This window comes from Rhodoferax koreense (assembly GCF_001955695.1).
Lineage (GTDB): Bacteria > Pseudomonadota > Gammaproteobacteria > Burkholderiales > Burkholderiaceae_C > Rhodoferax_B > Rhodoferax_B koreensis.
Genome location: NZ_CP019236.1, coordinates 883,845 through 895,808 on the forward strand (window position 1 = coordinate 883,845; position 11,964 = coordinate 895,808).

Consider the following 11,964-nt stretch of genomic DNA (forward strand, 5'->3'; position numbering starts at 1 on the left):
AGACAAGCATGCAATTCAGAAAATTCGCGCTGTACGCCGTGGCGGCGGCCACCGGGCTTTCGGCGCTCGCCACGGCCACGCTGGCCCAGGCGCAGGCGGCCGAGCAGTTCGTGCCTTTGCTGGTCTACCGCACGGGCCAGTTCGCGCCGCTCGGCATCCCATGGGCCGACGGCAAGCAGGACTATCTGAAGCTGGTGAACGCGCGCGACGGCGGTGTCAACGGCGTGAAGCTCACGTTCGAGGAATGCGAGACCGCCTACGATGCGGCCAAGGGCGTGGAGTGTTATGAGCGCCTGAAGACCAAGGGCACCGGCGCCTCCGGCTTCGACCCGCAGTCCACCGGCATCACCTTCGCCGTGACCGACAAGGCCTACAACGACAAGGTCGCCATCGAGACCCCGGGCTACGGCCTGTCGCAGTCGGTCGACGGCACGGTGTTCGAATGGAACTTCCCGCTGCTCGGCACCTACTGGACGGCGGCCGACGTGATGCTGCAGGACATCGCCAAGAAGGAAGGCGGCAGCCTGAAGGGCAAGAAGATCGCGCTCGTCTACCACGACAGCCCCTACGGCAAGGAGCCGATTCCGCTGCTGCAAAAGCGCGCCGCGGCCGAAGGCTTCGAGGTCAGCCTGTTCCCGGTCACGCCGCCCGGCGTGGAGCAGAAGTCCACCTGGCTGCAGATCCGCCAGCAAAAGCCCGACTACGTGCTGTTCTGGTCGGCCGGCGTGATGACGCCCGCCGGCATCCGCGAAGCCCAGGCCAGCGGCTACCCGCGCGAGAAGATGTACGCCATCTGGTGGGCCGGCTCCGACCACGACGTGAAGGACATCGGCGCCGGCGCCAAGGGCTACAACGCCATCACCATCCACAACAGCGCCGCACAGGACAAGGTGCACGACGACCTGAAGAAGTTCGTCTACGACAAGGGCCAGGGCAGCGGCCCGGCGACCAGCGTCGGCACGCTGGCGCACACGCGCGGCATGATGATCTCGATGCTGCAGGTCGAAGCCATCCGCGCCGCGCAGGAGAAATACGGCAAGGGCAAGGCGCTGACCTCGGAGCAGGTGCGCTGGGGTTATGAAAACCTCGACCTCACGGCCGACAAGCTCAAGGCGCTCGGCTTCGGCGAAGTGATGCGGCCGGTGAAGACTTCGTGCAGCAACCACATGGGCACCGACTGGGCGCGCATCGTGCAGTGGGACGGCGGCAAGTGGGAGATCAAGTCCGACTGGTACCAGGCCGACAAGACGCACATCGATCCACTGGTGAAGGAGTTCTCGGCGAAGTATGCCAAGGACAAGAACGTCAAGCCACGGACTTGCGGCTAAGTGCCATCCCGTTCGTGCTGAGCCCACTCCGTTCGTGCTGAGCCGGTCGAAGCACAGCCACCGAGCCCTTCGACAGGCTCAGGGCGAACGGGTATTGGAGGTCCGTTCGAGCCCACCTCCGTTCGTGCTGAGCCCACCTCCGTTCGTGCTGAGCTTGTCGAAGTACCTGCAACCGGCCCTTCGACAGGCGCAGGGCGAACGGCCTACCCGGTAATCATCCTCATGACCGAACCGCTATCCAATTCCCCTCCGCCCCTGCTCGACGTCAACGGCATCGAGGTCATCTACAACCACGTCATCCTGGTGCTGCGCGGCGTGTCGCTGAACGTGCCCGAGGGCAAGATCGTGGCGCTGCTCGGTGGCAACGGCGCGGGCAAGACGACCACGCTGCGCGCCATCTCCAACCTGCTGGCGGGCGAACGCGGCGTGGTCACCAAGGGCGGCATTCGGCTGCGTGGCGAACGCATCGAGAACCTCACCCCGGCCGACCTGGTGCAGCGCGGCGTGGTGCAGGTGATGGAGGGCCGGCACTGCTTCGCCCACCTCACCATCGAGGAGAACCTGATGACCGGCGCCTACACGCGCAGCAGCAAGGGCGAGATCGCGGCCAACCTGGAGAAGGTCTACGCGTATTTCCCGCGGCTCAAGACGCGGCGCACCTCGCAGGCGGCCTACACCTCGGGCGGCGAGCAGCAGATGTGCGCCATCGGCCGCGCGCTGATGGCCAACCCCAGCATGGTGCTGCTCGACGAGCCGTCGATGGGCCTGGCGCCGCAGATCGTGGAAGAAGTGTTCAACATCGTGCAGGACCTGAACCACAAGGAGAAGGTGACCTTCCTGCTGGCCGAGCAGAACACCTTCATGGCGCTGAAGTACGCCGACTACGGCTACATCATGGAGAGCGGCCGCATCGTGATGGACGGCGCCGCCAGCGATCTCGCCACCAACGAGGACGTGAAGGAGTTCTACCTCGGCGTGGGTGGCGGCGAACGCAAAAGTTTTAAAGATGTGAAAAGCTACAAGCGCAGAAAGCGGTGGCTCGCATGAGTGCGCTGTACGACACCCTGGAAGGGCGTTCGCCTGCGGAACGCGAGGCCGCGCTGTTCGGCGCGTTGGTGCAACAGATAGCGCATGCGCAGCGGCATGCGCCGGCGTTCGCCGAGGTCTTGCAGGGCGTGGACGCATCGGCTGTCACCTCGCGCGAGGCCCTGGCGCGCCTGCCGGTGACACGCAAGAGCGAACTGCTGGCGCGGCAGCAGGCCCAACGTGCAGAAGGCGCCGGCGGCGCCAAAGACCCGTTCGGCGGCTTCAGCGCGATCCACTATGGCGCGCGCATGCCGCGCATCTTCGCCAGCCCCGGCACGATCTACGAGCCCGAAGGCACGGCCAGGGACTACTGGCGGCTCGCGCGCGCCCTGTACGCCGCGGGCTTCCGGCCGGGCGAGCTGATCCACAACTGCTTCAGCTACCACTTCGTGCCGGCCGGCTCGATCATGGAGACCGGTGCCCATGCGCTGGGCTGCACGGTGTTCGCCGGGGGCACGGGCCAGACCGAGCAGCAGGTGCAGGCCATGGCCGAGCTGCGGCCGGCGGGCTACATCGGCACGCCGAGTTTCCTGCGCATCATCCTCGACAAGGCCGGCGAGATGCAGGTGCCGCTGCCCACGGTCACCAAGGCGTTGGTCTCGGGCGAAGCCTGCCCACCATCGCTGCGCGACTGGTTCGCCGCGCGCGGGGTCACCGCCTACCAGTGCTACGCGTCGGCGGACCTGGGGCTGATCGCCTACGAGACTTCGGCGCGCGAGGGCCTGGTGCTCGACGAAGGCGTGATCGTGGAGATCGTGCGGCCCGGCACGGGCGACCCGGTGCCCGACGGCGAGGTCGGCGAATTGGTGGTGACCACCCTGAACCCGGACTATCCACTGATCCGCTTCGGCACCGGCGATCTCTCGGCCATCATGCCGGGCCAGTGCCCCACGGGGCGCACCAACACCCGCATCCGCGGCTGGCTGGGCCGCGCGGACCAGACCACCAAGGTGCGCGGCATGTTCGTGCACCCCGGCCAGATCGCCGAAGTGCTGCGGCGATTCCCGCAGGCGGCCAGGGCGCGGCTGGTGGTGAGTGGCGAAATGGCCAACGACCAGATGCAGCTACACGTCGAAGTCGACGAAGCCTCGGAAGGACTGGCCGAGCGCATCGGCGATGCGGTGCGCGAGCTGACCAAGCTGCGCGGAGAAATCGTGCTGGTGCCCCGTGGCAGCCTGCCCAACGACGGCCGCGTGATCGAGGACGCGCGAAGCTACAAATAAAATAGCGGCATTGCTACTAATTTTGTAGCTGTCGTCGCAAGTGGAGATTTCGTTGCAGGCCTTTTTTGCTTGAGATGGCCGCACAAAAAATGTGGATTCTCCGTAGGTAATTTCATCGATGGGTGACGCCCGATACACCGGTACCATCGCCCGATTTGTTCAGGAGATAAAGACAATGAAGCGAGTTTTGACTTTGACCTTGCTGGCCGCAGCGGCTGTCAGCGCCACGGGTGTTCATGCGGCGGACTACCCGAACAAGCCCGTCACCATCGTCGTGCCGTTCTCGGCCGGCGGCCCCACCGACCGCGTGGCCCGCGATCTGGCCGAGGCGATGCGCAAGGCCCTGGGCAACGTGAGCGTGGTGATCGACAACGTCCCGGGCGCCGGCAGCTCGATCGGCGCCGCCAAGGTGGCCCGTGCCACGCCCGACGGCTACACGCTGCTGCTCAACCACATCGGCATGTCGACGATTCCCACGCTGGTGCGCAACGTGCCGTTCAAGGTCGAGACCGACTTCGAATACCTGGGCATCGTCAACGATGTGCCGATGACGCTGATCGCCAAGCCCAGCATGCCGGCCAACAACTACAAGGAACTCGTCACCTGGATCGGCGCCAACAAGGGCAAGATCAACCTGGGCAACGCCGGCGTCGGCTCGGCATCGCACCTGTGCGGCCTGCTGTACCAGAGCGCGATGAAGACCGAAATGACGCCCGTGCCCTACAAGGGCACGGCACCCGCCATCACCGACCTGATCGGCGGCCAGATCGACCTGTTGTGCGACCAGACCACCAACACTTCGCCGCAGATCGAAGCCAAGAAGGTGAAGGCCTATGCCGTGACCACGCAGAAGCGTCTCAGCACGCCGTTGCTGAAAGACCTGCCCACGCTCGACGAATCCGGCCTGAAGGGCTTCACCGTGGCGATCTGGCATGGCCTGTACGCGCCCAAGGGCACGCCGCCGGCCATCCTCAAGCAGTTGAACGACGCGCTGAAGGTGGCACTCAAGGACCCGGAATTCATCAAGAAGGAAGAAGCCCTGGGCGCCGTGGTCGCCACCGACGACCGCATCGAGCCCGCCGGCCACAAGAAATTCGTGGCCGATGAAATCGCCAAGTGGAGCCCGATCATCAAGGCCGCCGGCGTCTACGCCGACTGATCCGACAACCCCTGTTGGTTGCCATCCAGAACAAGCCCCGGTACCGAAAGGTCCGGGGCTTTTTGCCTTGGGGTCGCGGTATTCCCTCGCTGCTTCGGGTTTCCCTGCTGTGGCAGCGGATGGAACGCCGGTAAAACCGTGAGGCGACCGAGCACGTGTCATCTTTTCGCCGGCACCACACCACATCAGAAAGCCAAACCTTGAACGACGCCGTCCTCATCTCCCGCCTCCGCCGCACGCTGGTCTGCGGCGCCATCGCCATCGCCTGGCTCGGCGGCTTCTCCGCCCCGGCGAAAGCGCAGGGCGCCTATCCCACGAAACCGGTGCGGATCGTGGTGCCGTTTGCGCCCGGCGGCACCACCGACATCCTGGCCCGCGTGGTGGCCAACGAACTCACCAAGTCGTTCGGCCAACCCTTCATCGTCGACAACCGCGCCGGTGCGGGCGGCAACATCGGCTCCGACATCGTGGCCAAGGCCGCTCCCGACGGCTATACGCTGCTCATGGGCACGGTCGGCACGCACGGCATCAACAAGGCGCTGTACGACAAATTGCCGTTCGATCCGGTGAAGGACTTCGCGCCGATCACGCTGGTGGCCGGCGTGCCCAACGTGATGGTGATGAACACCGAGAAGGCCAAGGCCATGGGTATCCGCAACGTGGCCGATTTCATCACCTATGCCAAGGCGCATCCGGGCAAGCTCAACATGGCCTCCAGCGGCAACGGCACCTCGATCCACATGGCGGGTGAACTGTTCAAGGTGATGACCGGCGCCTACATGGTGCATTTTCCGTACCGCGGCTCGGGCCCGGCGCTGATGGACATGGTCGGCGGCAGCATGGACGTGATGTTCGATAACCTGCCCTCGGCCATGCAGCAGATCAAGGCCGGCAAGCTCGTGGCGCTCGCGGTCACCAGCGCCACGCCGTCGGCCGCGCTGCCCGGCGTGCCGACGGTGGAGCAGGCCGGCGGGCCGGCGCTCAAGGGCTTCGAGGCGAGTTCCTGGTTCGGCTTGCTCGCGCCCGCGGGCACGCCGCCCGAAATCGTCAACAGCATCCAGCGCGAGGTGGCCAAGGCCTTGAGCGCGCCAGCCGTGAAGGAAAGCCTGCTGGCCCAAGGAGCGATCCCCAGCGGCAACACGCCGCAGGAGTTCGCGAAGTTGATCGATGCCGAATTGAAGAAGTGGGCGCCCGTGGTGAAGGTTTCGGGCGCCAAGGTCGACTGATCTTTCCGCCGCCGGCGGGCTCAGGCGCCCCAGGTGATCTCGGTGCCGTCGCGGGCGTTGCGCCGCAGCAGATCGATGAAGGGCGCGGCGCGCTGGCGCAGGGAGATGGCCTCGCCAGGCTTTTCGTCGCCGTCCTGGCCGGCCTTCGCCTCGGCCGCGGCGGCGCGCTGCGCGGCTTCATCCTGCTGGATGGCGGCTTCGAGCGCGCTGATGGCGGCCGTCATCTCGGCGGGTTGGATGATGCCTTGCGGCCCGGTCTGCTTGCCGATCAACTGCAGCACCTGCCGGCCATTGGGCTCGAGCATGATCACGTCGGCGGCGTTCTTCGATTTGAATTTGTACAACATGGCGTCTCCCCGCATGGGCATGGTTTCAGAGGCGTTCATTGTGCATGCGGCCCCGTGCCATGTTTGCAGGACGGAGCCGCTATCTCGCCCCCGCGGCCGTTCGCACTGAGCTTGTCGAAGTGCCTGCGGACCGGCGCCAGCGCCGTCGACAGGCCCAGCGCGAACGGAGTCAGTTGCTGTACATGCCCACGCGGTTGAACGGATACACCGACTGCGCGCCGACCATGCTGCCGCTGTGCAGGTCGCCGTCGGGTCGGGTCGACAACATCTGGTGCAGCGAGATCCAGCCCTGCTCGAAACTCATGGCGCTGCCGGCCAGGTAGAGCCGGTAGGCGCGCAGGATCTTCTCGGCCTCACTGCCTGCGCCCTGCAGTGTCACCAGGGCCTCGTCGAGCCGGGATTCGAGCGCGTCCGACCAGGCCCACAGCGTCTTGGCGTAATGCGGCCGCAGGCTTTCGGTGTCCACCATCTCCAGCCCGGCCAAGGCCGTCTCGCGCAGGATCTGGCTCACGTGCAGCAACTCGCCGCCAGGGAAGATGTATTTCTCGATGAAATCGCCCATGCCCGCGCCGAGCTGGTCGTGGCCCGGCGCGCCGGCCGTGATGCCGTGGTTCAGCACCAGGCCGCCGGGGCGCAGCAGGCGGTGGATCTTGCCGAAATAGGCCGGCATGTTGGCGCTGCCCACGTGTTCGAACATGCCCACCGAGGCGATCTTGTCGAAGGGCTGGTCCTCGGGCAGGTCGCGGTAATCGAGCAGGTGCATTTCCACCTGGCCCTGCAGCCCGCGCCGGGCGATTTCGGCCAGCACATGGGCATGCTGGTTCTTCGACAGCGTGATGCCGGTGCCGCGCACGCCGTAACGTTCGGCGGCCCACAGCAGCAGGCCGCCCCAGCCCGCGCCGATGTCGAGGAAACGTTCGCCGCGCTGCAGCATCAGCTTCTTGCAGATGTGGTCGAGCTTGGCCTCCTGCGCCTGCGCCAGCGTCATGTCGGCGTCGCGGTAGTAGGCGCAGGAATAGACGCGGCGCGGGTCGAGCCACAGCGCGTAGAACGCGTCGGAGACGTCGTAGTGGAACTGGATCTGCTCGGCGTCCTTGTGGGGCGAGTGGGCCGCCAGCGAACGCGCGCGGCGCAGGATGTTGGTCCACCAGCCAGTGCTGGCGCCACCCGTGGGGCTGCCGGGCAGCAGACCCGCGGCCACGGCCATGACGTCGCGCATCTGGCCCTGCATCTGTACGCGGGCTTCCACGAAGTCCTCGGCGAGCCGGCCGATCTGGCCCGCGGCCATGGTCGCCAGGCTCGACCAGTCCTTGAAGGCCAGTGTCACCGAGGCGGCACTGGGCCCGACGCGCTGCCCGGCCGGCAATTGCAGTGCCACCGGCACCGGCAGGCGCTGCAGCTGGTTCTCGATTTTTTGTATCAGATTCTGCATACCCACGGTTTTGCCAAATCCAGGAATCGTCGTCAATTGACCCCCGGTTTAACCCTGTAGGACAAAGCCGCCTTTACCGACCGCCAAGGCTGGTTTTTAGCTCGCTGAGTAAACTGTTGGGCTTCGTTCTTGACGGCCATCGCCAGCCCCACCCCGTGTCTCCATTCCTCCGGGTCGCCATCGCCGGTCTTTGTGTCGCGCTGCTCGCCGGTTGCGCCGACACGGCCTACCTGCTGCAGTCGGCGCGAGGTCATCTGCAGATGCTGCGCGCCGCCCGACCGATCGACGCCTGGCTGGCCGACGCCGAAACACCGGCCGACCTGAAGCAGCGGCTGGTGCTCGCGCGGCAGATGCGCAGCTTCGCCGTCAGCGAACTGCGTTTGCCCGACAACGCCAGCTACCACCGTTATGCCGACCTGCACCGCCGTGCCGTGGTCTGGAACGTGGTGGCCGCGCCGCCGTATTCGCTCAAGCTCAAGACCTGGTGTTTCCCGGTGACCGGCTGCATCGGCTACCGTGGCTACTTCGACGAGGCGGACGCGAAAACGCTGGCCACGCAGCTCGACGCCGAAGGCCTGGAAACCGGCGTCTACGGTGTGCCGGCCTATTCCACCCTGGGCTGGATGAACTGGGCCGGCGGTGATCCGCTGCTCAACACCTTCATCCGCTACCCCGAAGGCGAACTCTCGCGCATGCTGTTCCATGAACTCGCGCACCAGGTGGTCTACGTGCAGGACGACACGCCGTTCAACGAATCCTTTGCCACGGCGGTGGAGCGGCTCGGCGGCGCGCGCTGGCTGGCCGAGCGCGGTTCGGAGGCGGCGCGGCGCGAATACGCCGAGTTCGACGGCCGGCGCCGCCAGTTCCGCGCGCTGATGCTGGCAACAAGGCAGCGGTTGGCCGCGATCTACAAGGAAAATGATGCCAAGACGCAGACTGTTCCTGCGCAGGCCGCTCTCAAAAATGAAGCAATGGTGCAGTTCAGGGCCGACTATGCGGCGTTGAAGGCATCGTGGCACGGCTTTGCCGGCTACGACGGTTTCGTGCAGCGCGCCAACAATGCGATGTTCGGCGTACAGGCCGCCTACGATGGCCTGGTGCCGGCGTTCGAGGCCCTGTTCGCGCGCGAGGGCGGCGACTGGCCGAAGTTCTATGATGCGGTGAAGCGCCTGGCCGCCCTGCCCAAGGCGGAACGCACCCGCGCCCTGCAACAACTCTCACCTCTGGAGCCCCCCGGTGCCTGACATCCATATCCAACGCGACCATGGCCTCGGCCTGCCGGCCGCCCGCGCCCTGGCCACCGAATGGGCCGCCCAGGCCGAACGGAAGTTCGACATGGAGTGCCGCTACGAACCTTGCGAAGAGGGCGAGGCGGGTGGGGCGGACGAATTGAGCTTCAAACGCGCTGGCGTGAGCGGCACGCTCAGCGTGACCGGCGAGAGCTTCGTGCTCGATGCCAAGCTCGGCTTCCTGCTGGGCAGCTTCAAGGACCGCATCGAAGCCGAGATCGCGAAGAACCTCGACGCCCTGCTGGCCGAAAAGCCGGCCTGAGGACGGGCGGTCAGCCCAGGGATTCGATCAGGTCGATGTATTGCTGCATCGCCGTCTCGCGCGGCGTGCCCTTGAGCGTGTGCCACGCGTCCCACTTGGCGCGGCCCACCATGTCGCCGAAACCGGGCTTGGTGCCAGCGACGTCGCCCAGGCTGCCCTGCTTGTACAAGGCATAGAGTTTGAGCAGTGTGGCGTTGTCGGGCCGCTCGCTGAGGTTCTGCGAGTCGGCGACCGCCGCTTCGAACGCGGTTTGGAGATCGGGCATGGGGGCTTTCGGATCAGGGTGGAATGACCGCCCATCTTAGGGCCTGGCCGCTGTGGATCAGCTCGCGAGTTCGCTGCGCGCCATCTCCACGTCCAGCCGCTCGGTGGCGTCGAGCGCCTGGCTGGCGGCGGCCTGCTCGTAGAGCTTGGTGGCTTCGGCCATCTTCTTGTCGCCTTCGAGCATGACCAGCGCATTGGCGTATTCGATCATGCCGATCACCGAGCCGGGGTTCAGCCGCAGCGCTTCCTGAAACAGCTTCAGGCCCACGTCCTTCTTCGCGCCATAGGTCATGCTGCCGATCAGCGCCCCGACCTTGTCGATGACTTCGGCATGGAAGGCGCCCAGCGCGATGTGGGCGTCGATGTGTTTGGGCGCGAGCTTGATGGTGCGCTCCAGCGAATCCTTGACCCGGCTGCCCAGGCCTTGCGCCAGCGCCTTGGCCACGCTGATGCCCTGGCTGTAACGGCCCAGCGCATAGGCATGCCAGTACCAGGCGTTGGCATTGTCCGGCTCGGCCTTGGCCTGGGCTTCGGCGCGTGCCGCGACTTCCATGAACAGGTCGAGTTTGGTTTTCTCCTTGGGCTCGAGGTAGGTGGCGTAGATGGCGGTGGCCTTGTTGGCCGCGGTGATGCCGGCGCCGCCGGCTTTCACCCCGGCGACGGCCGCCCGCTCGAAATCGCCGTTGTGGAACAGCGTCCAGGCTTCGAGCACGCGGGCGTCCTTGGGCAGCGGCTCGGTGTCACCGAGGTGCAGCCGTGCCCAGCTCTTGCGGACACTGGCGGGGCTGAACGCATAGTCCCCGGCATGGGGGAAGGGGCTCCATTGGGGCATGGCTGTCTCCTGGGAGGCGGGTGTTCCGTGGCGGTGTGTGTTCAGGCTGTTTCTTTCGCCGAGGTGGGTTCCATCGGATTGGACTGCAATACGGGCTGCGTCGTATAGGCAGAAACCAGACCCAGCAGATGTTCGCGCTGGTGTGGCTCCAGGTAGGGGACGAGCAGGTGCAGCACGTGGTGGGCGCCGCGCAGCAGCGCAAGCTGGGCGCTTTCGGGCTCGAGCGCACGCCGCGGATCGCGCACGTATTCGAAGCTGAGCCAGTAGGTGAGCACCACCACCATGCTGGTCGCGGTGGCTTCGGCCTCGCGCGCGTCGATGTGCAGCGCGCCGGAGCGATTCATGCCGTCGAGCAGGGTGCGTACTGCCTGGGTCTTGTTTTTCAGCACGAACTGGAAATGCGTCTCCAGCCGGCGGTTGTTGCTCAGCAGGTCGTTGAGGTCGCGGTACAGGAAGCGGTATTGCCAGATGAGCTCGAACAGGCTGTGCATGAAGAACCATGCGTCTTCCACATCCTGCACGCCTTCGCTGGCGCCGAGCAGCTCGGTCAGGTGGGTCTCGAAGCGGCCGAACAGCGCATTGATCAGCTCTTCCTTCGCCGGATAGTGGTAATACAGGTTGCCCGGGCTGATGTTGAGCTCGGCCGAGATCAGCGTGGTCGAGACATTGGGTTCGCCGAACCGGTTGAACAGCTCGAGCGTGACTTCCAGGATGCGTTCCGCGGTACGGCGTGGCGGCTTCTTCGCCATGGAGGGCCTTCGTAGAGTAGGGACCACTCTAACCCACACCCGGGCGGTGGGAACCTAGGGAAGGCGCTAGGTTCCCGATGCCGCTTTGCGTGTGCGCTTGGCCGGCGCCGGGGCGGCGCCTTCGGTCGAGGCACGCCCACGCGGTGCGGCCTTGCTCGCGGCGGGACGCGGCTGGGCCTGCAGCGTCTGGACCTGGCGGCTCAGTTCGTCGATGCGCGCCGTCAAGGCTTCGAAATCCTGCGCGGACGGCGCGCCCAGCTTGGACATGGCCTTGGCCACGCGGTCCTCGAAGATGTTTTCCAGCTTGTCCCACGGGCCGGCTGGCCGCGCCGCAAGGCCGCTGGCGAGATTGGCCATGCTCGCCATCTTGCTCGTGGCTTCCGTCGCCGCGGCCTGGGTCTTGCGCTGCATGCCGATGCCTTCCTTCACCAGTGCCTCGAAGACCTTGCTGCCTTCTTCCTGCGCCTTGGCAAATGCGCCCAGCCCGGCCAGCCAGATCTGCTGGGCGGAATCCTTGACCGTGCCGGCCTTGCCGGCGGGTGGTTCCGACGTCTCGTCGGTGGGGTTCGATGGCTTGGCCATGGCATTCTCCAGTTGGGTCAGATTCACATTTCGGCATTAATGGCCGCCTGCATTTGACTACTTTAAGGGTTGTACCGTTTGTCGTTTAGATGTGGCGTCCTAATCGATCCGTTTGCAAGGCGTCGGCTGCCCAGATGGCGCCTGAAGAAATCCCCGGGAACAGGGGGTGATGGCAGGCTTTCGCC

General features: G+C 65.8%; 13 protein-coding genes. 7 read left to right on the forward strand and 6 right to left on the reverse strand.

What is annotated here, in order from left to right; translation table 11 throughout:
• The first annotated feature begins 8 nt into the window (after nt 1-8).
• The 5 genes from RD110_RS04205 to RD110_RS04225 all read left to right on the forward strand — a co-directional run bounded on the left by RD110_RS04205 (nt 9) and on the right by RD110_RS04225 (nt 6,022).
• Nucleotides 9-1,328 carry an ABC transporter substrate-binding protein gene (locus tag RD110_RS04205; RefSeq protein WP_076196995.1) on the forward strand — a complete coding sequence of 440 codons (1,320 nt, stop codon included), beginning with the start codon at nt 9-11 and terminating at the stop codon, nt 1,326-1,328.
• Nucleotides 1,329-1,550: 222 nt separating this feature from the next.
• Nucleotides 1,551-2,375, forward strand: coding sequence for an ABC transporter ATP-binding protein (locus RD110_RS04210; protein WP_076196997.1), 825 nt, complete (start codon nt 1,551-1,553; stop codon nt 2,373-2,375).
• Nucleotides 2,372-3,637 (forward strand): phenylacetate--CoA ligase family protein, encoded by a 1,266-nt coding sequence (locus tag RD110_RS04215; RefSeq protein ID WP_076196999.1) that lies wholly within the window; start codon nt 2,372-2,374, stop codon nt 3,635-3,637. Before RD110_RS04210 ends, RD110_RS04215 begins: the two co-directional genes overlap by 4 nt.
• A gap of 175 nt (nt 3,638-3,812) precedes the next feature.
• Entirely contained in the window at nt 3,813-4,796 is a 984-nt protein-coding gene (locus RD110_RS04220; RefSeq protein WP_076197001.1) for a tripartite tricarboxylate transporter substrate-binding protein, read from the forward strand.
• Nucleotides 4,797-5,035: 239 nt separating this feature from the next.
• Complete coding sequence (locus tag RD110_RS04225; RefSeq protein ID WP_394329451.1) at nt 5,036-6,022, forward strand: tripartite tricarboxylate transporter substrate binding protein; 987 nt, start codon at nt 5,036-5,038, stop codon at nt 6,020-6,022.
• 20 nt (nt 6,023-6,042) lie between these two features.
• Here the strand turns inward: RD110_RS04225 and RD110_RS04230 are convergent, their stop codons facing one another.
• Nucleotides 6,043-6,369, reverse strand: a complete 327-nt coding sequence (locus RD110_RS04230) for a DUF1840 domain-containing protein (RefSeq protein ID WP_076204354.1) — start codon at nt 6,367-6,369, stop codon at nt 6,043-6,045.
• A 169-nt stretch (nt 6,370-6,538) separates the two neighbouring features.
• The gene (locus tag RD110_RS04235; protein ID WP_076197005.1) at nt 6,539-7,801 is read right to left on the reverse strand and encodes a class I SAM-dependent methyltransferase; all 1,263 of its coding nucleotides are present in this window, start codon (nt 7,799-7,801) and stop codon (nt 6,539-6,541) included.
• A gap of 155 nt (nt 7,802-7,956) precedes the next feature.
• On the opposite strand from RD110_RS04235, the gene RD110_RS04240 reads away from it, so the two are divergent.
• Nucleotides 7,957-9,045: an aminopeptidase gene (locus tag RD110_RS04240; protein ID WP_076197007.1), complete on the forward strand. Its 1,089-nt coding sequence runs from the start codon at nt 7,957-7,959 to the stop codon at nt 9,043-9,045.
• The gene (locus RD110_RS04245) at nt 9,038-9,352 is read left to right on the forward strand and encodes a polyhydroxyalkanoic acid system family protein (RefSeq protein ID WP_076197009.1); all 315 of its coding nucleotides are present in this window, start codon (nt 9,038-9,040) and stop codon (nt 9,350-9,352) included. Before RD110_RS04240 ends, RD110_RS04245 begins: the two co-directional genes overlap by 8 nt.
• Nucleotides 9,353-9,362: 10 nt before the next feature.
• On the opposite strand, the gene RD110_RS04250 is transcribed toward RD110_RS04245, so the two are convergent.
• From RD110_RS04250 to RD110_RS04265, 4 genes are all read right to left on the reverse strand, one after another.
• Complete coding sequence (locus tag RD110_RS04250; RefSeq protein WP_076197011.1) at nt 9,363-9,617, reverse strand: acyl-CoA-binding protein; 255 nt, start codon at nt 9,615-9,617, stop codon at nt 9,363-9,365.
• Between the two features lie 57 nt (nt 9,618-9,674).
• The gene (locus RD110_RS04255; RefSeq protein WP_076197013.1) at nt 9,675-10,448 is read right to left on the reverse strand and encodes a tetratricopeptide repeat protein; all 774 of its coding nucleotides are present in this window, start codon (nt 10,446-10,448) and stop codon (nt 9,675-9,677) included.
• Nucleotides 10,449-10,489: 41 nt separating this feature from the next.
• Nucleotides 10,490-11,197, reverse strand: coding sequence for a TetR/AcrR family transcriptional regulator (locus tag RD110_RS04260; RefSeq protein ID WP_076197015.1), 708 nt, complete (start codon nt 11,195-11,197; stop codon nt 10,490-10,492).
• Between the two features lie 66 nt (nt 11,198-11,263).
• Nucleotides 11,264-11,779, reverse strand: coding sequence for a phasin family protein (locus tag RD110_RS04265; RefSeq protein WP_076204357.1), 516 nt, complete (start codon nt 11,777-11,779; stop codon nt 11,264-11,266).
• Nucleotides 11,780-11,964 lie beyond the last annotated feature (185 nt).